Source organism: Microbacterium sp. NPDC086615 (genome assembly GCF_040686055.1).
In the GTDB taxonomy this organism is placed as follows: domain Bacteria; phylum Actinomycetota; class Actinomycetes; order Actinomycetales; family Microbacteriaceae; genus Microbacterium.
In genome coordinates, this window is sequence record NZ_JBFBJJ010000017.1 from 17449 (window position 1) to 41466 (window position 24018).

General features: G+C 71.2%; 18 protein-coding genes. 9 read left to right on the top strand and 9 right to left on the bottom strand.

What is annotated here, in order from left to right:
* Positions 1–91 precede the first annotated feature (91 nt).
* Complete coding sequence (locus tag AB0O24_RS15245) at positions 92–619, top strand: tetratricopeptide repeat protein (protein ID WP_058596724.1); 528 nt, start codon at positions 92–94, stop codon at positions 617–619.
* 30 nt (positions 620–649) lie between these two features.
* The gene (locus AB0O24_RS15250; protein WP_307382867.1) at positions 650–1138 is read left to right on the top strand and encodes a SprT-like domain-containing protein; all 489 of its coding nucleotides are present in this window, start codon (positions 650–652) and stop codon (positions 1136–1138) included.
* A gap of 108 nt (positions 1139–1246) precedes the next feature.
* On the opposite strand, the gene AB0O24_RS15255 is transcribed toward AB0O24_RS15250, so the two are convergent.
* Complete coding sequence (locus AB0O24_RS15255) at positions 1247–1873, bottom strand: 2-phosphosulfolactate phosphatase (protein WP_307382869.1); 627 nt, start codon at positions 1871–1873, stop codon at positions 1247–1249.
* 80 nt (positions 1874–1953) lie between these two features.
* On the opposite strand from AB0O24_RS15255, the gene AB0O24_RS15260 reads away from it, so the two are divergent.
* Positions 1954–2460, top strand: coding sequence for a hypothetical protein (locus tag AB0O24_RS15260; RefSeq protein WP_307382870.1), 507 nt, complete (start codon positions 1954–1956; stop codon positions 2458–2460).
* A 29-nt stretch (positions 2461–2489) separates the two neighbouring features.
* On the opposite strand, the gene AB0O24_RS15265 is transcribed toward AB0O24_RS15260, so the two are convergent.
* The 3 genes from AB0O24_RS15265 to AB0O24_RS15275 all read right to left on the bottom strand — a co-directional run bounded on the left by AB0O24_RS15265 (position 2490) and on the right by AB0O24_RS15275 (position 4921).
* Positions 2490–3143: a response regulator transcription factor gene (locus AB0O24_RS15265; RefSeq protein WP_307382872.1), complete on the bottom strand. Its 654-nt coding sequence runs from the start codon at positions 3141–3143 to the stop codon at positions 2490–2492.
* Positions 3144–3181: 38 nt separating this feature from the next.
* Complete coding sequence (locus tag AB0O24_RS15270; RefSeq protein WP_275799207.1) at positions 3182–4339, bottom strand: histidine kinase; 1158 nt, start codon at positions 4337–4339, stop codon at positions 3182–3184.
* A gap of 93 nt (positions 4340–4432) precedes the next feature.
* Complete coding sequence (locus AB0O24_RS15275) at positions 4433–4921, bottom strand: Lrp/AsnC family transcriptional regulator (RefSeq protein WP_058596719.1); 489 nt, start codon at positions 4919–4921, stop codon at positions 4433–4435.
* 105 nt (positions 4922–5026) lie between these two features.
* Here AB0O24_RS15275 and AB0O24_RS15280 point away from each other — a divergent pair, with 105 nt between their 5' ends.
* Together AB0O24_RS15280 and AB0O24_RS15285 are read left to right on the top strand one after the other, a co-directional pair.
* The gene (locus AB0O24_RS15280) at positions 5027–6436 is read left to right on the top strand and encodes a DUF6421 family protein (RefSeq protein WP_275799204.1); all 1410 of its coding nucleotides are present in this window, start codon (positions 5027–5029) and stop codon (positions 6434–6436) included.
* Positions 6437–6597: 161 nt separating this feature from the next.
* A complete protein-coding gene (locus tag AB0O24_RS15285) occupies positions 6598–7296 on the top strand; it encodes an SDR family oxidoreductase (RefSeq protein WP_275799201.1) in 699 nt (232 codons plus the stop codon).
* Positions 7297–7425: 129 nt separating this feature from the next.
* On the opposite strand, the gene AB0O24_RS15290 is transcribed toward AB0O24_RS15285, so the two are convergent.
* Both AB0O24_RS15290 and AB0O24_RS15295 read right to left on the bottom strand, forming a co-directional pair.
* On the bottom strand, positions 7426–9027 hold the full coding sequence (locus tag AB0O24_RS15290; RefSeq protein ID WP_363376048.1) for an MFS transporter: 1602 nt from the start codon (positions 9025–9027) through the stop codon (positions 7426–7428).
* A 121-nt stretch (positions 9028–9148) separates the two neighbouring features.
* The gene (locus tag AB0O24_RS15295) at positions 9149–12340 is read right to left on the bottom strand and encodes a DEAD/DEAH box helicase (protein WP_363376050.1); all 3192 of its coding nucleotides are present in this window, start codon (positions 12338–12340) and stop codon (positions 9149–9151) included.
* Between the two features lie 111 nt (positions 12341–12451).
* On the opposite strand from AB0O24_RS15295, the gene AB0O24_RS15300 reads away from it, so the two are divergent.
* Positions 12452–13519, top strand: coding sequence for a low specificity L-threonine aldolase (locus AB0O24_RS15300; RefSeq protein ID WP_363376052.1), 1068 nt, complete (start codon positions 12452–12454; stop codon positions 13517–13519).
* A 124-nt stretch (positions 13520–13643) separates the two neighbouring features.
* Here AB0O24_RS15300 and AB0O24_RS15305 read toward each other — a convergent pair whose 3' ends face one another.
* Entirely contained in the window at positions 13644–15566 is a 1923-nt protein-coding gene (locus AB0O24_RS15305; RefSeq protein WP_363376055.1) for a M3 family metallopeptidase, read from the bottom strand.
* Between the two features lie 38 nt (positions 15567–15604).
* A complete protein-coding gene (locus tag AB0O24_RS15310) occupies positions 15605–16219 on the bottom strand; it encodes an NUDIX hydrolase family protein (protein WP_058596715.1) in 615 nt (204 codons plus the stop codon).
* Positions 16220–16421: 202 nt separating this feature from the next.
* On the opposite strand from AB0O24_RS15310, the gene AB0O24_RS15315 reads away from it, so the two are divergent.
* On the top strand, positions 16422–17084 hold the full coding sequence (locus AB0O24_RS15315) for an alpha/beta fold hydrolase (RefSeq protein WP_363376057.1): 663 nt from the start codon (positions 16422–16424) through the stop codon (positions 17082–17084).
* Between the two features lie 214 nt (positions 17085–17298).
* Complete coding sequence (locus AB0O24_RS15320; protein WP_363376059.1) at positions 17299–18888, top strand: ATP-binding cassette domain-containing protein; 1590 nt, start codon at positions 17299–17301, stop codon at positions 18886–18888.
* Positions 18889–18890: 2 nt separating this feature from the next.
* Here the strand turns inward: AB0O24_RS15320 and AB0O24_RS15325 are convergent, their stop codons facing one another.
* Positions 18891–19175 (bottom strand): hypothetical protein, encoded by a 285-nt coding sequence (locus AB0O24_RS15325; protein WP_363376066.1) that lies wholly within the window; start codon positions 19173–19175, stop codon positions 18891–18893.
* A gap of 139 nt (positions 19176–19314) precedes the next feature.
* Between AB0O24_RS15325 and AB0O24_RS15330 the strand changes: the two genes are divergently transcribed.
* Positions 19315–24006, top strand: coding sequence for an ATP-dependent helicase (locus AB0O24_RS15330; RefSeq protein ID WP_363376069.1), 4692 nt, complete (start codon positions 19315–19317; stop codon positions 24004–24006).
* The last annotated feature ends 12 nt before the right edge of the window (positions 24007–24018 follow it).

Below are 24018 nucleotides of genomic sequence, written 5' to 3' on the forward strand. Positions count from 1 at the left end.
CACGGTCTTCGAACGCTGACCGCGTGGCGGCTGGGCACATCGGCGTTCTCGACGCAGACTGGAGACCATCGGCCATTCGGGAGGAGCGACGGTGAGCTATATCCGCGGGTATGACCCCGACACATTGCGCGAGATCACTGACTCTCGTGAGTGCGCGGAGCGTCTCGACGAGATCGGCTCGCAGCGCAGCCTCCCCGCCCTGCTCGAGCGCGTGTGGCTCCTCAAGGTTCTCGACCGCTTCGACGAGGCCCTCGCGATCTCGGAGCAGTCGGTGCGCGTCGCCCGCATGGCAGGCACCCGCCGCGACCTTCTGCGCGCCCGCATCCTGCACGCGACGATCATGCAGTGCCGCGGCGCCTATGCCGCCGCCGAGCAGGAGCTGACGATGTGCGCCGAGGAAGCCGAGGGGCAGAACTGGGCGAGCATCGCCGCCTTCGCCCTGCAGCACCGCGGCAAGGTGCACTACGACGAGGGCGACTACGACAGCGCCCGTCGCGACTTCAAGCGTGCCCTGTTCCTCCGTCAGAACGCCGGGGCCACCGACGCCCAGCTCGAGTCGACGCTCCTCGCGATCGATGCCGCCGACCGCCGTCGTTCGCGCGAGGTCGTCGCGAGCTGAATGTCGTAGCCCCCGCTTAGTCTTCCGGTCATGTCCGAACTGCAGCGCGTGCGCACCTGGGCAGAGGCGCTGATCGCCCTGCACCTCGACGCGTCATGGACGTTCGGCTTTGACAACGCCAAGCGTCGCGCGGGTCTCTGCGACTACAGCCGCAAGCGCATCAGCGTGTCGCGCTACCTCGCCGCACGCTACGACGACGACACCAACCACCAGACGCTGCTGCACGAGGTCGCGCACGCCATCGCGGGCGGCGCGGCCGGGCACGGTCCGGTGTGGAAGCGCACCGCCCGAGAGCTCGGCTACGTCGGCGGAACGACCCACGCCGGCGAGACCGCCAACGAACTCGCCCCCTGGGTCGGCACGTGCCCCGCGGGGCACGTCGCCTACCGGCACCGCCGCGCGACGCGGCCGACGTCGTGCGCGAAGTGCGCACCGCACTTCGACCCGCGCTTCGCGCTGTCGTGGGTCCGGCGCGACATCAGCCGCGCGACGCGCCTCGCGGCGGCGACGCCGCGCTGACGCGCATCGCGGATTCGGACCTGCGTCGCAGATTCGGACGAGATCCCGCGCTTCATCCGAATCCACGCCCCATCTCCGAATCCACGCCGCACCACACGACGCGACCGTTCAACCCGCGCGGAACCCGCCGTCGATGAGGGTGGGGACGACGGATGCCGCGTCGCGCGCGGCCGCGGCCTGCACCACATCCGCGCGCCCGGCGTCGGTCAGCGACCGACCCGTGCCGCTCGCCGAGAGAAGATGACGGGCCGCACCGCGGAGAGCGCGATACCCCTCGCCCGCGAGGGCCGCGTCGGGCGAGGCGTGGTCGATGCCGAGGTCGCCGAGCGCGGCGATCACGGCCCCTGACCCCAGGAGGTCATCGACCGCGAAGCGGAGGGTCTCGGCATCCGGACCGTCGGGGTACCCGACCGCGATGAGGGCGATGCTCGTCCGCGCTGCCCGCGCCGTCTGGATCTCGAGCACGCGGTCGGCCACGGCACGTGCGTTCCGGATGCCGCCGACGAGAACGTCCGCGGCGTCTCGGGCCGCGGCGCGCACCAGCGCGGCGGTCGGGAGCCCCTCGACGGGCAAGATGTCCCCCGCCTCGATGGCGGCGAGCGCGTCGGCCGAGAGGCCGAGTGTCTGCACCAGGATCACCACGTCGGCGGGGGCGAGGCGGCCGAGGCCCGGCAGGCCCCAGTCGAGACGCACCTGGTAGTTCGCTTGGGCGTGCGGGGTGGGGTCGTTCGGCATCCCCCGAGCCTAAGCCGGGTGTGCGCGCCCACAGCGTCAACCCGGGTGCCGCTCACCGGCGGTGCGGCAGAATTCGCTGCATGCGCATTCTGTTGAAGTTCGTGATCGATTGCGATCCGGATGCCGCGTGGCGAGCGCTCCACTCCCCGCGCGCCGTCGCGGAGCTGTACGGGCCGCTCCTCGACGTCGAAGCGCTCGGTGAGATGCCGACCTCGTTCTCATCCGGAGACGACGTCCCGGTGCAGATGAGCTTGGCCGGCGCCCTGCCCCTCGGGCGTCAGCTGATCTCGGTTGCCGATCGCGAGACCACGGACGGGAACGGTCGGGTGCGGGTGTTCCGCGACTGGGGGGTGCCGTTGACCGGTCCCCTCGCCGCCCTCGACGTCTGGGATCACCAGATGGCGGTATCGGCGGCTCCCGGTCAGCCCGGGCGGACGCTGTGGCGTGAGCGCCTCACGATCGGCGGATCCGCCGCCCCCGTGCTGTGGCCGGGGCTGTGGGCGATGTGGCAGTGGCGCGAGGGCCGCATCCGGGCTCTCGCCCCGACCTGGGCCTACGACCCCGAGTCGAGCGACGACAACGCCTGACGTGGGCACGCGCCCGGACGAGCTGCCGCTCAGACCAGGCCGTGCCGATAGGCGAAGACGACCAACTGGACGCGGTCACGCAGCGCCAGTTTGGAGAGGATGCGGCTGATGTGCGTCTTGACCGTCGCCTCCGAGAGGAACTCCTGCGCCGCGATCTCGCTGTTGCTGAGGCCGCCCGCCGCGAGGACGAAGATCTCGCGTTCACGCTCGGTCAGGTCGCTGTAACTGTGCGGCACGGGCTCGGCGGTACCGTTCTCGGCGATGTGGGCGAAGAGTTCGCGGGTCGCCTCCGCCGCGATGACGGCTGAGCCGGCGTGGACCGTCCGGATGGCGGACAGGAGGAACTCGGGCTCGGAGTCCTTGAGAAGGAAGCCGCTGGCGCCGCCCTGGATCGCACGGGCGGCGGCCTCATCGAGGTCGAAGGTCGTGAGGACGACCACGCGTGGCGCGCCGGGCTCGCGGAGGATCTCCGCCGTCGCGGTGAGCCCGTCCATGACCGGCATGCGCACGTCCATGAGCACGAGATCGGGACGCATCGAGCGGACCATCTCGACGCCCTCACGACCATCGGACGCTTCGCCGACGACCTCGAGGTCGGGCTGCGAGTCGATCACCATCCGGATCCCGGCGCGGAACAGCGCCTGGTCGTCGACGAGAACGATACGTACGGGGGTGGTGCTCACTCGGTCGGTTCCTCTCGGCTGTTGGTCGGGTACGGGGCTCACTGCGGCGCCCCGACGGGCAGCGTCGCTCGGACGACGAAGAAGCGCCCCTGCGGCTCAGCGGTCAAGCGGCCGCCGACGAGCTGCGCGCGCTCGCGCATCCCGATGAGACCGTGTCCGCCCGACGGCTGCGACGGGCCGTCCGCTCGGGCGTTACGGACCGTCAGTTCGACGCGATCGGGCAACCACCCGAGATGCACGTCGACGTGACGGTCGACGCCGTGGCGAAGCGCGTTCGTCAGAGCTTCCTGCAGGATGCGGTACACCGCGAGCTGGATGGCCGCCGGCGGTTCTCCGGGGGGCGCCGGATCGACATCGACCGAGAGTTCGACACCCGCGGCGCGCACGTGCGCGTACAGAGCGTCGAGATCGGTGAGCCGAGGCTGCGGCCCCTCCGCCTGCGTATGGCGCAGTTGAGTGAGCAGTTGACGCACGTCGGTCAAAGCGGCTCGAGCGGTCGTCGAGATCGTGGCGAGAGCCGCCGTGGCGGCGTCCGGGTCGGCGGCTGCGGCATACCGCGCCCCGTCCGCTTGCGCGATCACGACGGCCAGCGAGTGCGCGACGACATCGTGCATGTCGCGCGCGATGCGCACGCGCTGCTGCTCCGCGATGGTCTCGGCTTCGGCGAGGCGCTGGGCGCGACTGTTCTCCGCCGCGCGCATCGCCGTCCGCACCAGGGCTCCCGTCACCCACGCGAGCAGGAGCGCGAACGCCGCAGCCAGAAGAATGGCGAAGATCGCGAACACGTCGTTCGGCTGGACGGGCGACGTCAGCCTGCGGACGACCAGGTACAGCGTGACCAGGACGGCACCTGCGACGGCCGAGGCGAAGCCGGTCCAGAAGACCCGACGGGAACCGTAGGCCGCGGTCGTGTAGAGCACCGCGAAAATGGCCATGTCGGTCGGCGAAGGTTCTCGCCCGAGGCCCATCTGCAGGAGGGCACCCACCCAAGCCAGCGAGAGGGCGAGCCCGGGGTTCAATCGCCGCAGAGCGACAGCCCCGGTGAACGCGACGACCATGACGCTCACCCCGAGGTTCTCGAGGACAGAGGGTTCGGTCGACGCGAGTTCGAGCGCGAGAGCGAGCAGCCCGAAGAAGCCGGCGAGGACGAGGTCGGTCACCAGTTGGTATCGGCGCAGCGGGCGGAGGGAGAGCATCGCGGCAACGCTACAGACCCGCGAGGGAGGCGGCATCCGTCCCGGGATGTATTCGTGGACGCCCGGCCGGATTGCGCGTCTGGGGAGGAGAAGTCAGGCCGGGAAATCGGCCGGTTCGATCGGACGCGCCTCGAAGAAGGTCTGCAGGACGATCGTCGTGCGCGTGTTCACGTGCGCCGCCGCGCGGATGTCGCGGATCAGCTCCTCGAGGTCGCGCGGGGTCGGCACACGGACGAACAACATGTATGCCGCGTCTCCCGCGATCGAATGGCATGCCTCGATCGCGGTGAGGTGCGCCAGCAGCTCGGGCGCGTTGTCGGGCTGCGCGGGGTCGAGCGGCGTGATCTCGACGAAGGCCGCGAGAGGGCGGCCGAGCGCCTCGGCATCCAGGACGGGCCGATAACCCCTCACGATCCCGCGCGCTTCGAGCCGACGCAGTCGCGACTGCACGGCGGAGACGGACAGGCCGACCCGTTCCGACAGGTGCGACAGCGTCGCGCGCGCATCGAGGGAGATCTCGCGGACGATCGCCGCATCGACGGCGTCATCGAGGCGCGCGGGGCGGGCAGAAGCCTCGGTCATGGCGTCGACAGTATCAGGATGCCGCGACACTCCCCTGGTGCCATGCGTAAGTTTACCGTTAGCATGACGGATCGACAGGAATATTTCCGCTGAACGGAGGATGCCATGACCATCGCGACGCCTTCCCGCGCCTCGCACGAGTTGCTCGACGGCCGCACCGTCGCCGAGGTCGAGCTCACTCCGGCGTGGGCGCAGCTGAAGAACGCGACCGTCGCACTGCAGGGTCTGCAGGCGAGCGACGGGTCGATCGCGGATGCGGCAGCCGCCGCCCCGCTCCTCGACGACATCGTCGAGGCGGTCGAGACTCTCGCGCCCCTCTTCCCGCACGACACCGCCTACCTCGAAGCCTCGATCGCGGACTTCCAGCGCTGGCGCGACGCCGGGCTCGGCGTGCCCGATTTCCTCGACTCGCTCGTGGCCTTCCAGCCCCAGGAGCACCGGGTCGACGGCATCCGTCATCTCGTCATCTTCCCGATGTACACCCAGAACGGTTCGCGTGATCGACACCTGGAGGCGGTCCTTGTCGAGGCCATCTGGCCCGACTTCATCGCCCGGCTCGAGACCGAGTACACCAACCGGCTGTTCGTTTCGCTGCGCCTGATCGATTTCACCCCCGGATACGACACCAACTCGGCGGTCCTGTTCCCCGAGACGGTCGCGATGCGCGAGATCCCGACGTTCACGTGGGGCGCGATCTTCCAGGACCGCGAGGCCGCCCGCTACCGCCGCGTGACCCGCGCCGCCGCCGAGATCACGAAGCTCGAGCTCCCCGCGGCCGCCGCTCGCATGCTCGACGACCAGTCGCTCACCGAGCAGACGTTCGTCATGTGGGACCTCATCCACGACCGCACGCACATGCGCGGCGACCTTCCGTTCGATCCGTTCATGATCAAGCAGCGCATGCCGTTCTTCCTGTACTCGCTCGAGGAGCTGCGGTGCGACCTCACCGCGTTCCGCGAATGCGTCGCGTTGCAGGCCCGCCTGTCGGCTCGACAGGCTCAGGGATCGGAGCTGGATGCCGCGGAGCAGGCCATGCTCGAACACGCCGGGCTCGTGCAGTACGCGGTGATCTTCGACCGCATTTTCCGCTTCGCGATCACCGGGTCGCGGGTGCGCAACTACGACGGCCTCGGCGGCCAGTTGCTGTTCGCGTGGCTGCACCAGCGCCGTGTGCTGCACTGGACCGACACGTCGCTCGCCTTCGACTGGGACGAGGTCCCCGCCGCGGTGATCGCCCTCGCGGACGCGATCGACGAGCTGTACTGGCGCTCCATCGACCGCCCGAAGACGGCGCACTGGCTCGCCGCCTACGACCTGGTGCGCTCGGTCGTCACCCCGCACCCCGCGTCGGTCTGGGCGCGCGGTCTGCCCGACGACGTGCTCGCGGGCCTGCCGAAGGGGTACACCGACGCCGTGCTCGACGACGAGTTCCCGCTGTCGATGTTCTTCGAGGCGCTCGAGAAGAAGATGCGCCCCGTGATCGCCTCGACCGAGGGAATCCGCGGCACCGACTGAGACGCCGCGCGCGCTCCCGCGGCGGGCTCCCCCCGTCGAGTGTCCAGAACACGCCGTAGCCGCCCGCGGCGATACGGCGTTTCTTGGCCACTCGACGAGGGTGGGCGCGAACGGTCTCGACGTGGCGCGCGCGTCGGGACACACTGGAGGAGGGGGCGACGATGACCGACGTGGTGGCCATGGACGAAGGCGTGCGGGACCGACTGGTGCTCCTGGCGGGCGGCACGAGCGCTGCGGGGCGCTCCGCCGCCCGGTTGCTGCTCGATGCCGGGGCTCGCGTGGTGGTCGTCGGCAGCGACGACGAGCGCCTCGCTTCGGTCGCGGCTGAGATCCCCGGCGTCTCGGTTCGACGCTGCGACCTCACGGATTCCGACGCGGTCGACGCGCTCCGTGATCACGTGCATTCGGCGCACGGCCGGATCGACGGTCTTCTGCACCTCGTCGGCGGTTGGCGCGGAGGCGGCGGACTCGCAGGCCAGAGCGACGACGACTTCGCATTCCTCTTGCGGTCTCTCACGGCACTGCGACACGTGAGCCGCGCCTTCGACGACGACCTCAGAACCTCGGATGCCGGGCGCCTGGCGATCGTCTCTTCGACCTCGGTCGCGCGCCCCCTCGCGGGCGGTGCCAACTACGCGACGGTGAAGGCCGCCTCGGAGACGTGGGTTCGCGCGGTCGGTCAGGGCTACGCGAAAGACGCGCGCGACGCGGGGCGGGAACCCACGGCGGCGGCCGTCATCTTCCGGGTGAAGAGCCTCGCCGGCCTCGAGGACGCTCTGGCCGCCTCGTTCCTGGCTCTGTGGGACGACGAAGCCGCCGTGCTGAACGACGTGGTGATCGGGATCGAGGGGGCGGACTGATCCCGCGTGCCGGGCGCCCGCTCGGCACGAGGCGCGGACCGTCACCGAGGACGGGACCGGGTGGGACGCCGCGCCGGTCCTGCACGGATCGGCACCGGAGGGCGCGGCCCCCTCAGCCGCCCGCGCGATTCAGCCCACCGTGCGATCCGGCGGGGCGTGGGTGCCCGTCCTGCTCGTCTGCCCGTCGGCACGGGCGGCTTCGTCCTCGGGACCGCGAAGCCCCGGCTGCACCTCAGGCGCATGAATGCTCGACGCGACGTCGACGTCTGCCCTCGGCCCCGAGAGAACGGACACCGTGGCGTCTTCGGCATCCCGAACACCCGTCTCGACCACCTCGGCGTTCACCTCGGCCGTGCGGTACTGACGAGAGAGCGTGCGGTACGAGCGGGTGAGGAACGCCAGAGAAGCCGCGACCACCATGAACAGACCCGCGAAGACGAAGACGAGCGCGATGCCGCGGGACTGGCCGTCGCCGAGCAGCCAGCCCCACGTGGCCTTCCCCGTGTCGCCGTTCATGTAGGGGATGATCGCGAACGCCGCGATCGGCGCGATCAGAAACGACGTCACCGGCGCCGCGGCCGACTCGGCGGCGGCCGCGAATCCGAACACCCGTCCCTGGGTGGCGAAGGGCACGACCTTCTGGATGACGGTCTGCTCGGCGGACTCGACGACCGGGATGAGCGCCATGTAGACCCAGATCCCCACCGCGAAGAGCCACCCCCATTCCCGCAGGGTGAAGATCGCCCCCAGCACGCCCATCGCGATGACGACCCAGAGCATCGTGCGGATCGGATTTCGACCGAGGCCGAACTTCGCGACGAGGCCGCCCCCGACGATGAAGCCCGTCGAGGTGATTGCGAGCACGATGCCCCAGACTTCGGCGTTGTAGACCCGTCCGTCGATCTCCCATCGGTAGAGGTCGAGCCCGTACGGGTCCATCAGCGCCATGTAGACGCCACCGATGAGGTTGTTGAAGGTCGAGAAGATGATGAGCGCGATGAGCCCGGGGGTCGCCCGGACGGCGCGCCACGCTCCGCGCAGATCGACGATCGGCCCCGGTTCGGCCCCTGCCGCCGGCTTTTCTTCGGCGATGCGGATGGTGAGCAGGTGCACGAGTGCGGCGAGCGTGAGCCCGATCGCGATGGCCAGCGTTCCGCCCATGCCGAGGAACCCGACGGAGAGGCCGCTGAAGACGCTCGTGACCACGAACGCCAGGCCTTGGACCGTCCCGACGAGGCCGTTCGCGTTGGCGTGACGTTCGACCGGCACGAGAAGGGTGACGGTGGTGGACAGGGCGATGTTCCGCATGTTCTCGACGACCGCGCCCGCGAGGATGACCGCGGAGAACACCCAGAACCACGGTCCGCCGAGATCGAGCAGGGCCGACTCGGGGAAAGCCAGCCAGAGCGCGCCGGCGACGAGGAATGCCGTGAGGGTGACGAGCCCGGAGAACACCATGACGCGGTGCTTGCGGTGTCGGTCGACGATCGAGCCGAAGACCATCGCGAACACGGCGAGGAGAAGCATGTACGCGCCGCCGACGATGCCGGTGGCCAGGACGGAACGCGTCTCGAGGTAGACCCAGAAGGTGAGGGCGAACCACAGGAAGCTCGTGGTGACGTTGGCCGCCGCGGTGTTGACGAGAACCGCGAGGAAGGTGCGGTTCCCCTCGGCCGCGTCGCCGGCGCAGGGACCGACGGCGACGGCGGCGGGAGACGGTTCGGCGGACATAGCCACACGGTAGACCCGACCTCCGACATCGGCCAGACGCGCGTCGATGCGAGGGTCCGGCGGCAGCCGTGCCGGGGCCGTCGATCGGACCATCCCCACGGTGAACGGGCGTCGCAGGACGTCAGTCCAGCAGGCTCCGGATGTCGTCGGCGGTCAGGCGCGGTCCCCCCGCGAACGTGCCGCCCTCGTCGCTGCCGCCGTCGAGGACGCGCGAGAACAGCTCGGCCTTGGCCTCGCGCAACGCGACCACCTTCTCTTCAACGGTCTCCGCCGCGACGAGGCGGTACACGATCACCGGGCGCGTCTGCCCGATCCGGTGCGCGCGGTCGATCGCCTGGTCTTCGACGGCGGGGTTCCACCACGGGTCGAGCAGCACCACGTAGTCGGCCTCGACCAGATTGAGCCCGACGCCACCCGCCTTCAACGACACGAAGAAGGCGGGGTCGTCACCCTCACGGAACCGATCGATCTCGACCTGCCGGTTCGTGGTCGTGCCGTCGAGATATCCCGAGGCGAGTCCCGCCTCGGTGCAGCGCTCCCGGGCGGCGCGGAGGAAACGCGTGAACTGGCTCAGTACCAGGACGCGGTGCCCTTCGGCGGCGGCCTCGACCAACAATTCCTCCAGCGCGTCGAGCTTCGCCGACGGGGCCTCTCCCTCGTCGACCAGGGCGGGATCGAGCGCCAGCTGCCGGAGCATCGTCAGCGATCGGAAGATCGCGAAGCTGTTCCCCTCGGCGTCGTCGAGCAGCCCGAGCAGACGCTGCCGCTCCCGGTGGAAGCGCCGGTCATAGAGCTTGCGGTGCGTCGGGTGGAGGGAGACCTCGATGATGGTCTCCTGCTTCGGGGGAAGCTCCGACGCGACGAGATCCTTCGTGCGCCGCAGCAGGAACGGCCGGATCCGGCGACGCAGGAGGTCGAGGCGCGCGGCGTCGGAGTGCTTCTCGATCGGCGTCCGATAGAGGGTCGTGAAGGATTCGCGCGTCCCGAGGAGTCCCGGCGCAACGAGCGACATGAGGGCCCACAGCTCGAGAAGGTTGTTCTCCATCGGGGTGCCCGTGATGACCAGCGTGAAGGGGACGGAAAGCGCCCGCGCGGCGCGATACCCGCGGGAGGCGGGGTTCTTGATCTGCTGCGCCTCGTCGAGCACCAGCCCGGACCAGTCGACCTCGGCGTACTGCTCCTGCTCGAGTCGGAACAATGCATAGCTCGTGACGACGACGTGCGCCCCGGCGGCCGTCTCTTGGATGCTCGTCGCTCGCCGCGCCTGCGTCGCCGTGACGTCGCGCACGTCGAGCCCCGGCGCGAACGTCGCGCACTCCCGGGCCCAGTTTCCGACGACGCTCGTCGGAGCGACGATGAGGAACGGCGCCATGGTCGGATCCGCCCCGCGTGCCGCCTCCATCATGGCGATCGTCTGCACCGTCTTGCCGAGACCCATGTCGTCGGCCAGGATGCCGCCGAGTCCCTGTGTGCGCAGGAAGTAGAGCCAGTCGAGGCCCGCACGCTGGTAGTCGCGCAGGGTCGCGCGAAGACCCGCCGGCGGATCGACAGTCTCGAGCGCTGCATCGTCGGTGAGCCCCCTCACCCGCAGCCACCACTCGGCCTCTTGCGCGGCGATCATGCCCAGCTCCGACAGGTCGTCCCACAGACCGACGTTGTACCTGTTCAGCTTCAGCTGCGACTCCGGCCGGTCGGCGAGCGTCCGGGCCTCATCGATGACCGCACGCAAGCGCGCGAACTCGGGGGTGTCGAGACGGACGTACTCCCCATCGCCGAGGAAGAGCACCCTGTCGCCGAGGGCCAAGGCCGTGTACAGGTCGGTGAAGTCGACCTCGACGTCGCCGACGCTGACTCGCGCGTGAAGATCGAACCAGTCACTGCCGTCGTCGGCGGAGGTGGTCAGCTCGACGACCGGAGCCTCGGGTGCCGCGCGGTAGTCCCGCCCCGCGCCGGTGACGAGCACGCGCACGTGATCGACGTCGCGAAGGCGCGGCAGCACCTCGACGGAGAGGATCGCCGCCGCCGCCGGAACGAGCGGCCTCGGAGGCGTCGTTCCCGACGGGTACGGCTCCGGGAGGGTGATCCGTGCATCGGAGGCGACGGCGGAAGCGGTCGCCCACACGGCGCTCTCGTGCTCGGGGTGGTGGCGTCCGCGCGTAGATGAGCGATCCCACCGCGCCGCGATCGATGCCCCGTCAGCCTGGTGGTCGACGATGAGTTCGAGTACCGGCAGAGGGGCGGCGGGCACCTCGACGGTGCCACGTGGTGACACGACGGGCGCATCGAGCTGGAGGCGCGGGAGGTAGTCGGCCAGGAAGGTGTCGGCGCTCGCCGCGTCGATGGTGAGCGCGTTCGGGCGAGCGAGCAACCCCCGCACAGGCGGCCCCGCCGGGGTCGACAGACGCGCGAGCGTGATCCTCTCTTCGGCGCCGTCGCGATCGGCGACGAAGGCGACGGCGACGGCCGGGTCGCCCACGACCCAGGACGACAGCGAAGCGACCTCTTCGGCGACGCCCTCAACGATGCCGCGCATCTGCAGGCTCGACCCGCGTCGCTCGAGCGCGACAGCGGCGCGGACGGGCTCGGCGGGGATCTCCACCGGGTGGTGCACGCCGGAACCGGAGACGATCGGGACGCCGGCCGCGCGGACCGCGTCGAGCTGCATCCACAGCGAGTGCGGCGGGACCGCGGAGAGCGGCATCCATTCGTCGGAGAGGAACGCACCCGGTCCGGACCGTCCGAGGCGGCCCAGGCTGTCGAGGGCGGCACGCGCCGCAGGATCGGCCGGCAGCGCCGCGAGAGCCGACCACCCGGCCCGCCCCTTGATCCACGTGCCGCGCGTCCCGCGCACGCCGGGGCGCGCCGTCAGGGTGAGAGCAGTACTGCGCCCGTGCCCGCCCCCGCGGCGGATCGACAGGAACAGACAGAGCTCGAACGGTGGTTCGTCAGGAGCCGGCGGGGCGGCGAGGAAGAGCTCGTCGAGGGAGCGCTGCCACTCCGGCCGTGGCGGTCGCCCGGCCGAGATCAACCGGTCGAAGAGCAGGAGCGCCGCCGCGCAGGAGTGTTCGCATTCGGGCCCTCGTCCGCACGAGCACCACCCCGACAGCCGCGTGACGTCGTCAGGGACCCGCAGCTCGAGGTGCTCGTACCCCGCCGCGCCGAAGGACTGCGCGGTGACCACCCGCACGTCGCCGATCGTCTTCACGTCGCCGACCTCGACGGAGCCGTAGACGAGGAGCCGGTCGGCGCGCGTCATCGCCGCCGGCGAGAAGATCTCGCCCGCGATGCTGAGCGCTTCGGGGTCCAAATGCATCCCCTCATTCTCGTCGGGCCCTCCGACACGCGGCTGCAGCCCGGCCCCGATCGGGGGATGGTTCGTCGATCTGCCCGGCTGGGGATAAGAGGCCGAAGTTAGGCTGAGACCGTGACTTCCCTCCACGACGTGTCGGTGCGCGGTTTCGCCTCCGACAACTACTCCGGCATCCACCCCGACGTCCTCACCGCGATCGCTGCGGCCAACGAGGGCCACCAGGTCGCCTACGGCGAAGACGTCTACACCGCTCGCCTGCAGGAGCTCTTCGTCGGGCTCCTCGGCGAGGGGGTCGAGGCCTATCCGGTCTTCAACGGCACGGGAGCGAACGTCGTCGGGCTGCAGTCGATGCTGCCGCGCTGGGGCGCCGTGATCTCGACATCCACCGCGCACATCAACGTGGACGAGGGCGGGGCGCCCGAGCGCGTCGGCGGCATCAAGCTGCTGACCGTTCCCACCGACGACGGAAAGCTCACTCCCGATCTCGTCGACCGCGAGGCCTGGGGCTGGGGCGACGAGCACCGTGCGCAGCCGCTCGTCGTCTCGATCACGCAGTCGACCGAGCTCGGCACGCTGTACACGGTCGATGAGATCCGCGCCCTGGCCGACCACGCCCACGGGCACGGTATGCGCCTGCACATGGACGGCGCTCGCATCTCCAACGCGGCGGCCGCCCTCGACGTGCCCCTGCGTACCTTCACGCGCGACGCGGGTGTCGACGTGCTGAGCTTCGGCGGCACGAAGAACGGCGCGATGATCGGCGAGGCGATCGTCGTGCTCGACCCCGCGGCATCCGCCGGGCTCACCTACCTGCGAAAGCTCGACATGCAGCTCTCGAGCAAGATGCGCTTCGTTTCGGCGCAGCTCGTCGCGCTCCTCGAGAACGACCTGTGGTTGCGCAATGCGCGCCACTCGAACGCCATGGCGCAGCGCCTGCGCGCCGGTGTCGAGGCGGGTCTCGCCGACGGGTCGATCCGGGGCGTCGAGTTCACCCAGCCGACCCAGGCGAACGGCGTGTTCGCGACGCTCCCCGCGGGCGTCGCCGATCGTCTGCGCGAGAGCTTCCGTTTCTACGATTGGGACGAGCTTCGCCGCGAGGTGCGCTGGATGTGCTCGTTCGACACCACCGAGGACGACATCGACGCCTTCCTCGCGGCGATCGCCCGCGAGACCACGGCCTGACGCGACCCGCCCGGGCCCGCCCCGGGCCCGGGCCGACCGCGCGATCTGGGCGCCGGAGCCGCGCACGGACCCCGGCCCGAGTGGCCGTGACATCCGAACCCCGGATGCCACGGCCCTCACCGTCTCAGGAACCCGCGAGCCAGTCGCGGTAGGCGTCGAAGGTGCTCTCTCGCCCGAGGAACGCGGTGACGAGGTCGCGCGCGTCGCGTGATCCGCCCGGCTCGAGGATCTCGCGGCGGTACCGCTCGGCAATCTGCGTGTCGAACAGGTCGTCGCCGAACGCCGAGAGCAGGTCGCGCGCGATCACGAGGCTCCACTGATACGTGTAGTAGCACGCGCCGTATCCGGTCAGGTGGCCGAAACCGGCGTACGAGTGCGACCCGTCGAGCGGCGTCACGGGGCTGGCCGCGCGGTAGTACCCGTCGACGGCGCTCCGCAGGTCGGCGGGGCGCTCGACGTGCAGGCGGTAGGACGTCGTCGCATGGCCGAGCTGCCGCGTCACCTCGAGCGCGCGGCCGAAGGCGTCGGCCGTGCGCATGCGGGCGACGAGGTCGGCGGGGATCGGTTCTCCTGCGTCGTCGACGGCGAAGGATGCCAGCACCCCGGCATCCCACGCCCATTCCTCGAGCAGCTGGCTCGGCGCCTCGACGAAGTCCCACTCGGTGGCGACCCCGGTGAACCGGGCCCACCGCTGGTGGCCCCCGATGATCTCGTGCACGAGGTGACCGAACTCGTGGAAGAAGGTGACGACCTCGTCGTGCTCGAGCAGGCCGCGCGAGAAGTTGCAGAGGAGAACGCCCTCGGGGAGCGAGCGGCCGGTGATCCCGGGCGCGAGCGGGAAGCACGCGGCGTGGTTGTACTTTCCGTCGCGCGGGTGGAGATCGAGGTGGATGCGGCCGAGACGCTCGTCGCCACGCACGACGTCGTAGGTGCGCACGTCGTCGTGCCACGACGGGGCGTCGACGGCCACGTAGGACACATCGAGCAGGTGCGCGGTCGTGGCCAACACGCCGTCCAGCGTGCGATCGAACCGGAAGTACGACCGCACGACCTGCGCGTCGACGTCGTACTCCTCGCGCTTCAGGGTGCTCAACAGGTACCAGAAGTCCGCGATCGTGACGGCCTCGGCGGACGGGTCGTCACGGCGCAGCCGCTCGAGGATGCGGTCGTACTCCACCGCTGCCGCCGGCGCGGCAGCTTCGGCGACGCGCGTCAGGAACGCGTCGACGGCGGCGCTCGATCCGATCATGCGCGTCTCGGTCTCGTAATCGGCCCAGTCGCCGTAGCCGAGCAGCGCTGCGCGTTCCGCTCGCACGGCCAGCAACTCGGCGAGAACGGGCTCGTTCTCGGGCCACGCCAGGTCGTTGTAGGCGGCGACCAGCGCGTGACGCGCGGAGCGGTCGCGGGCATATTCCCGCACGGGCATGAGATCGGTGTACTCGGTCGTGAGCGTCACCATCCCCTCGTCATCGACCGCGTGGTCGGCGACGAAGTCCGCGGGCAGGCCGTCGAGGGCGCTCGCCGGCACCCGGATCTCGCGCTTTCCGTCGCGGATGTGTCGCGAGAACGTCAGCGAGAGCTCGGTGTCGCGCTCGCTCAGCTCGCGCACCCGCTCGCGCGCCGCGTCGTCGAGGTCGACGCCGCCACGCCGGAAATCGCGGCGGATGTGCGTCAGGAGCCGCAGCTCGTCGTCGCCGAGGCCGGTCTCGTCCGCGTCCGCGAACGCACTCGACAGCCGGCGGTCGAGCAGCCGTCGCGCCTGAAGCGCCTCGAACTGCTGGACCTGTTCTTCGGCGAGACGCCGGATCTCGGCATCCGGATGCGACTCACTCAGCAGGTGCGCCTCCGACAGCGCCTCGGCGAAGGCGATGTCGGCGTCGTTCCAGAGCTCCAGCCGCTCGGCGGTGGGCAGGTCGTCCGCCATGGCGAGGCGGGCGTCGATCGCGTCGATGCGCGCGCGACGCGTAGCGGGACGGTCGGTGACGAAGCTCGTCCACCCGGCGGCGTCCGTGGGCAGGAGCAGCGGAGCAGGTTCGGTGATCGGCATTCTCCGACCCTAGACAGGGCCTCCGACACCGGCAAAGGTCAACGCAGCGCGCCCACAGACGCGAGCGCCTGCCGCACGAGGGTGCCGCGGCCGCCCTCCATCTCGGCGGCGAGGGCGTCGGATGCCGCCTCCTCGGGCGACAGCCACGTGACCTCGAGTGCGTCCTGGCGCGGCTCGCACGTGCCGGTGACGGGCACGACGAACGCGAGCGCGACCGCATGCTGACGGTCGTCGTGGAAGGCGCTGACGCCCGGGAGCGGGAAGTACTCGGCCACCGTGAACGGCGCGGGCTGCGGCGGAAGGAGCGGGAAGGCCATGGGTCCGAGGTCGTTCTCGACGTGCCGGAACAGTGCGTCGCGCACCGTCTCGCCGTAACGCACGCGCCCCGAGACGAGGGTGCGCGTCATCTCTCCGAGCGGTGTCGCGCGCAGCAGGATGCCGACCTGCGTCACCATGCCCATGCCGTCCGTGCGCACCGGGAGTGCCTCGACGTAGAGCATCGGGAGCCGTCGCCGTGCTTCGGCGAGCTCGACCTCGCTGAGCCAGCCCGGGTTGGTGTTCGGGCCGCTGGGCGCACCCGAGAAGGGGCCGGACAGCGGCTCGCGCTCCCCGCCGTTGTCGCCGGGCTCGGGGTCGGGTGTGCGGACAGCCATGCTCCCTGTATATCAACCGACCGCTCCGGATGCCGCGTGTCCGCGCGGTCACGGTGCGTTCCGCCGCGCGGAGGGAGGGGAATCCGAGACGGGAGGAGGTCTCGCGGGCGAAGGGTCCTCCCGTCCCGGGTCCTCCTCCCGACTCACCACCGGCGAAGCCCGATGGGAGCCCGATGTCGGAGGCCTTTGCCACAATGGCCGCATGAGCGCGCCCCTCTCCCTCGACTCCTCCCTCGTGCGGTGGTCCGTGCCCCCGGCCGAGCGCGGGAATCGGCCGGTCCTGCTCCTGCTGCACGGCTACGGCTCCGACGAGCACGACCTCTTCGGTCTCGTCCCGTACCTGCCGACCGAATTCGTGATCGCGAGCGTCCGTGCTCCCCTCGCGCCGCCGTGGCCGATGCCGGGAGCCTCGTGGTATCCCATCGAGGGTCTCGACGGACGCGACCCCGACGCCGTCACCCGCGCGGCGCGATCCGTGCTGGCGTGGATTCAGGATGCCGTCGGCGATACCCCCGTGGGGCTCCTCGGCTTCTCACAGGGCGGCGCGGTCGCCGTCCAGACGCTGCGGGTCGACCCCGACGCGGTGGCGTTCGTCGTGGTGCTCGCCGGTTACGCGGCGGGGGGCGAGCTCCCCGGGGACGCGGTCCTGGCGGACCGTCGTCCCCCCGTCTTCTGGGGTCGGGGAGCCGCGGACGATGTCATCCCCGCCCACCTCATCGACGCGACGGCGCAGTGGCTCCCCGGGCATAGCGAGCTGAGCGGCCGGGTGTACCCGGGACTCACCCACTCGATCTCGCAGGACGAGCTCGACGACGTTCGCACGTTCCTCTACGCGCGCCTCGCCGACCGCGAGGCCGCGGGCTGAGACGGACACGGGTGGCCGGGGTTCCCCATCCCGCCCACGTGGGCTATCGTAGGCAGCCCTGTCCCCGAGAACGAGGTCTCCTCCGGTGAAGAACGTCGACGCTTCCGCGCCCCTGTCCGCGCGCTGACCCGTCGACCCGCCGTCTTTCTCGGCCTCCCTCCGCTGATGCGGACGGGTCCGGCGTCCGCGCATCCCGCGTTCCCGGAGTTCCGTCATGTCATCACCGTCCCCTTCCCTCGTCTTCGACCACGTCCGCCTCGAGTGGCCCGACGGAACCGTCGCCCTCGACGGCGTCTCGGGCGCGCTCGGCCGCGGGCGCACCGGTCTCGTCGGCCGTAACGGCGCCGGCAAGTCCACGCTCCTCCGCGTCGCGGCGGGGCACATCGCCCCGACGTCCGGCTCGGTCTCGGCATCCGGTGAGGTCGCGATGCTGCCCCAGCGTCTCGCGTCCGATCCGCGCCGACCGGTCTCTTCGCTCCTCGGCGTCGAGAGGGCGCTGACCGCCCTCCGCGCGATCGAGTCGGGGGATGTGGCACCGCACCACTTCGACGCCGTCGGCGACGACTGGGACGTCGAGACACGCGCCCATGCCCTGCTCGCCGAGGCCGGTGTGCCGTCCGACGCGCTGGATCGAACCGTCGGCGAGCTCTCCGGCGGTGAGACGATGCTGGCCGCGCTCGTCGGGCTGCGCGCCCGTGCGGCCGAGATCACGCTGCTCGACGAGCCGACGAACGACCTCGACCGCGAGGCCCGCGCGCGGGTGAGCGAACTCGTGCAGGCGTGGCCCGGCACCCTCGTCGTGGTGAGTCACGACGTGAGCCTGCTGGAGCTGATGGATGCCACCGCCGAGCTGTACGGCCACACCCTCAGCGTCGTCGGCGGTCCGTACAGCGTCTGGAGAGCGCACCGCGACGCGGAGCAGGAAGCGGCTGTCCGCGCCGAGCGCGACGCCGCACAGAGCCTCCGCCGGGAGCGACGGCAACGCATCGAGTCGTACGACAAGCTCGCCACCCGCGCCCGCGTCGCGCACAAGGCGCAGGTCGAGAAGCGGGTTCCGAGGATCATCGCGGGAGGACGCGCCAACGCGGCGCAGGTGAGCGCGGGCCGATTGAGCACGGAGATGAAGGGCAAGGAAGATGCCGCGCGCGCGGCGCTGAACGAGGCGTCGGCGCGCGTCCGCGACGATGACGTGGTGCGCATCGACCTGCCCGATCCGGGCAACGCGCCCGGTCGGCGCATCGCGACGCTGGGCGACGGCGAGCGCGAGTGGATCGTCACCGGACGCGAGCGGGTCGCCCTGGTGGGGCGGAACGGTACCGGGAAGACGACGCTGCTGCAGAGCATCGTGCACGGCACGGAGGCTGCGGTCCACGCTCGAGCGAGCGTGGAGCACGTCGGCTACCTCCCCCAGCGTCTCGACGGCCTCGACGACGCGGCATCCGTCCTCGACACGGTCTGCGCGGCGGCGCCGGACGTTCCCGTCGCGGCGGTGCGCGATCGACTCGCCCGCTTCCTCGTCCGTGGAGACGCGGTCACGCGCCCCCTCGGATCGCTGTCCGGCGGCGAGCGCTTCCGCGTCGCCCTCGCCCGGCTGCTGCTGGCCGATCCGCCGCCGCAGCTCCTCGTTCTCGACGAGCCGACGAACAACCTCGACCTCGACACGGTCGACCAGGTGGTCTCAGCGCTGCAGGCGTACCGCGGGGCGGTGCTCGTGGTCAGCCACGACGACGCGTTCCTCGCGCGCCTCGGGCTGGATCTCCTTCTGGAGCTGGAGGACGGGAGGCTCGTCGAGCGCGCGCCGTGACCTCAACAGGCGCCGTCGCCGCCTCCACCGCAGCCGTCGCCGCAGCCCCCGCCGCCGATGACCACGGCACCCGCGTCGGTGCCGGAGCCGCCGGGCGAGGACGCCGCCGCGCGTACCGCGAAGACCGCGAAACCACCGAAGAGCAGGGCCAGGATGCCACCGATCGTGGCGCCCATGAGGAGGTTCTGCGAGCCGAGCCACAGGGCGGCACCGATGGCGAGGCCGAGCAGGACGGAGACGGACACGACCGCGACGGCGGCCCGCGGGGACGACGATGCGCTGTTCATGTGCCCACGCTAGACAGCGCCGGTGGAGACCGCCTCCGCCCGGGGACGGAGACGCTTCCGCCGGGCGGAGGAACCGCCGTCCGCGGCGGGCGAACGTCAACCCCGACCCGATGTCGGAGGTCCGAGAGAGGATGTCGGCATGGCTGACGTCCTCGACAGATTCGGTCCTGCGACGCAGGACTGGTTCCGCGGTGCGTTCTCGGCCCCGACCAATGCCCAGAAAGGCGCGTGGGAATCGGTGTCGTCCGGGCGCAACGCGCTCGTCGTCGCGCCCACCGGCTCCGGCAAGACCCTCTCGGCCTTCCTCTTCGCGATCGATCGGATCTTCCGCGAGAAGGCGCCTGAGACTCCGGATGCCGAGCCCCCGCGCCGCGGCAAGAAGGCCGCCCCGAAGACCCCGGCGACCAACACGCGCGTCCTCTACATCTCACCGCTCAAGGCCCTCGGTGTCGACGTCGAGCGGAACCTCCGGTCGCCGCTCGTCGGGATCGGGCAGTCGGCCCGGCGCCTCGGCATCCAGGTCCCCGGCGTGACCGTGGGCGTGCGCTCCGGCGACACGAGTTCGAGCGACCGTCGAAAGCTCGTCACCGACCCGCCCGACATCCTCATCACGACGCCCGAGTCGCTGTACCTCATGCTGACGAGCCAGGCCGCCGAGACGCTCCGCGGCGTGCACACCGTCATCATCGACGAGGTGCACGCCGTGGCGGCCACCAAGCGCGGCGCCCACCTGGCGGTGAGCCTCGAGCGGCTGGATGCGCTCCTCGAGAAGCCCGCGCAGCGCATCGGCCTCTCGGCCACGGTGCGACCGATCGACGAGGTCGCTCGGTTCCTCGGCGGCGCTCAGCCCGTCGACATCGTGGCGCCGAAGGCGACGAAGGCGTTCGACCTGTCGGTCGTCGTGCCGATCGAAGACATGCTCAACCCTCCCCCGCCCCCGGGTTCGCCCGACCCCGACGAGGCGACCGACGGCGAGTGGTTCTCCGAGCGCCCCGAGAGCACCGAGATGGCCGGCTCGGTGTGGCCGCACGTCGAGGAGGCGATCGTCGACCGCATCCTCGAACGCCGCTCGACGATCGTGTTCGCGAACTCCCGGCGCCTGGCCGAGCGGCTCACCGGGCGCCTCAACGAGATCTACGCCGAACGCGTCGGCATCGACGTGCCCGAGCCGACCGTGCCGGCGGCCATGATGGCGCAGGCGGGGTCGTCCGCGGGCGTCTCCGCGATCCTCGCGAAAGCCCACCACGGCTCGGTCTCCAAGGAGCAGCGCGCCCAGGTCGAGGACGAACTGAAGTCGGGCGCGCTGCGCTGCGTGGTGGCGACGAGCAGCCTCGAGCTCGGGATCGACATGGGCGCGGTCGACCTCGTCATCCAGGTCGAGGCGCCCCCGAGCGCGGCATCCGGTCTCCAGCGTGTGGGACGCGCCGGGCACCAGGTCGGCGAGGTCAGCCGCGCCGCTCTCTTCCCGAAGCATCGCAGCGACGTGCTCCACACGGCGGTGGTCACCGAGCGCATGCTCGCCGGCCGGATCGAGGCGATCACTGTTCCGCAGAATCCGCTCGACATCCTCGCCCAGCAGACCGTCGCGGCCGCCGCCCTGGGCTCGATCGACGTCGAGGAGTGGTTCGATACCGTCAAGCGCAGCGCGCCCTTCCGCTCACTCCCCCGCTCGGCCTACGAGGCGACGCTCGACCTGCTCGCGGGCCGCTATCCGTCGGACGAGTTCGCCGAACTCCGCCCCCGTCTGGTCTGGGACCGCGATGCGGGGACCCTCACCGGGCGCCCGGGCGCACAGCGCATCGCGGTGACCAGCGGAGGAACGATCCCCGATCGCGGGCTCTTCGGCGTGTTCGTGGCGGGTGAATCGCAGAACGCCCGCGTCGGCGAGCTCGACGAAGAGATGGTCTACGAGTCCCGCGTCAACGACGTCTTCACGCTCGGCACCACCAGCTGGCGCATCGTCGAGATCACGCACGACCGTGTCAACGTGCTGCCGGCGTTCGGGCAGCCCGGCAAGCTGCCGTTCTGGCACGGCGACGGCATCGGCCGCCCCGCCGAGCTGGGTGAAGCGCTGGGAAAGTTCTCGCGCGACCTGGCGGGCGCCGACCAGGCCAAGGCCGAGGAGCGCCTGCGCGAATCGGGACTCGACGACAACGCGATCACGAACCTGCTGTCGTATCTCGCCGAGCAGCGCGAGGCCACCGGCAGCCTCCCCACCGACCGGACGCTGACCGTCGAGCGCAGCCGCGACGAGGTCGGCGACTGGCGCATCATCCTGCACTCCCCCTACGGCATGCAGGTGCATTCCCCCTGGGCCCTCGCGGTGAACGCGCGCATCCGCGAGCGGCTCGGTGTCGAGGGGGCCGCCGTCGCGAGCGATGACGGGATCATCGCCCGGGTTCCGGATGCCGCCGCCGAACCGCCCGGAGCCGACCTCTTCGTCTTCGAACCCGATGAACTCGAGCAGATCGTCACCGACGAAGTCGGCGGATCGGCGCTGTTCGCCTCGCGCTTCCGCGAGTGCGCGGCGCGGGCGCTCCTGCTTCCGCGCCTCAACCCGAACCGCCGTTCGCCGCTGTGGCAGCAGCGGCAACGGTCCGCCCAGCTGCTCGAGGTCGCGAAGCGGCATCCGGCGTTCCCGATCATCCTCGAGACGCTGCGCGAGGTGCTGCAAGACGTCTACGACCTCCCCGCGCTCCTGCGGGTGACCAGGCAGATCGGCGAGCGGCGCATCCGGCTCGTCGAGATCACCACCTCGCAGCCCTCGCCGTACGCCCGCGACCTGCTCTTCGGGTACGTCGGCGCCTTCATGTACGAGGGTGACTCGCCTCTCGCCGAGCGACGCGCAGCGGCGCTCTCGGTCGACCCGGCGCTGCTGAGCGAACTGCTCGGCAAGGTCGAGATGCGCGAACTCCTCGACCCCGAGGTCATCGCGCAGTTCGAGCGCGAAGCGCAGCGCCTCGACCCCGACCGCCGCGCGCGCGGGGTCGAGGGCGTGGCCGACCTCCTGCGCATCCTCGGTCCGCTCGACGCGACCGAGGTCGCGGCGCGCCTCGACGCCGAGACCGATGCCCTCGCCGAGGCCGAGCGGCACCTCGCCACCCTCGTCGACGATCGCCGCGCGATCCGCGTCACGATCGGCGGCGTCTCGCGCGTCGCCGGGATCGAAGACGCCGGGAGACTCCGCGATGCCCTCGGCGCGGCGCTGCCGGTCGGCATCCCGAACGCGTTCCTCGAACCGCTCGCCGATCCGCTCGGCGATCTGGTCGCCCGCTACGCCCGCACGCACGCGCCGTTCACCACCGACGCGGTCGCGGAGCGACTGGGCGTCGGCATCGCGGTCGCCCGGTTGACGCTGCAACGGCTCGAGTCACAGGGACGGCTGGCGAGCGGGTTCTTCCTGCCCGACCCTTCGACAGGCTCAGGGTCCGGAGGGGGCGGCCGCGGTGACGACACCGAGTGGTGCGACGTCGAGGTCCTCCGTCGTCTGCGCATGCGCTCGCTCGCCGCGATCCGCGGCAGCGTCGAGCCCGTCCCGCCCGCGGCCTACGCGCGGTTCCTTCCCGTGTGGCAGCACCTGGGGCGGCCCCTCGAGGGCATCGACGGGGTGCTCGCGGTCATCGAGCAGCTCGCCGGAGTGCCGATCCCGGCGAGCGCGTGGGAGTCGCTCGTGCTGCCCTCGCGCGTCCGCGACTACTCCCCCGCGCTGCTCGACGAGCTCACCGCCACGGGCGAGGTGGTGTGGTCGGGGCACGGCACCCTTCCGGGCCGCGACGGATGGATCGCGCTCCACCCGGCCGAGGCGGCGCCGTTCACCCTGCAAGATCCCGACGATCCCGACGACCCGGCTCCCGACTCGCTCGAGGCCCGCATCCTCGGCGCACTCGAAGGCGGCGGGGCGTACTTCGCCGCGCAGCTCAAACAGCTCGCCGGGGCCGAGAACGAGCAGTCCGTCAATGATGCCCTCTGGGCGCTCACCTGGGCGGGGCGCGTCACGAACGACACGTTCGCCCCCGTGCGGACGCTCCTCAGCGGCGGTGGACAATCACACCGCGTCGCCCGTCGCGCGCCGCGCGCCCGCATGTATCGAGGGGCCGCGATGCCGCGGGCGACGTCGGCTCCGCGACCGCCGTCGCTCGGCGGGCGTTGGTCGCTTCTCCCCGAGCGGGAAGCCGATGCCGCCGCCCGCGCGACGGCGACGGCGAGCCTGCTCCTCGACCGCTACGGCGTCGTGACCCGGGGGGCCGTGCAGTCCGAGGGAGTCCCGGGCGGATTCGCGCAGGTCTACCGGATCCTGGCCGGGTTCGAGGAGGCGGGGCACTGCCGTCGCGGATACGTCATCGAGAAGCTCGGGGCGGCCCAGTTCGCCGCCTCCGCGACGGTCGACCGGCTCCGCGAGTTCGCCGCCGTCGCCGACCCTCCACCCCTGCGCACGGTGACGCTCGCGGCGACCGACCCCGCGAACCCGTACGGCGCCGCTCTCGGCTGGCCGGCCCTCGAGGGCGTCACCCATCGCCCCGGTCGCAAAGCGGGCGGAGTGGTCGTGCTCGTCGACGGAGAGCTGACCCTGTACCTGGAGCGCGGGGGCCGCACCGCCCTGGCCTTCACCGACGACGAAACGCGGCTGGCCGCGGCCGCCACCGACCTCGCCGAGACGGCGAAGCGTCGTCGGCTCGAGACGCTGACCGTCGAGCAGGTCAATGGCGAGTTCGTCTACGGGACGGCGGTCGGGCGCGCGCTGCGCTCCGCCGGGTTCGTCGAGTCCCCGAAGGGTCTCACGCTGCGCAAGCTCACCGCGGGCGACACCCTCCGCGAGGCCGCCCGTGCGTAAGCACCCCGCCAC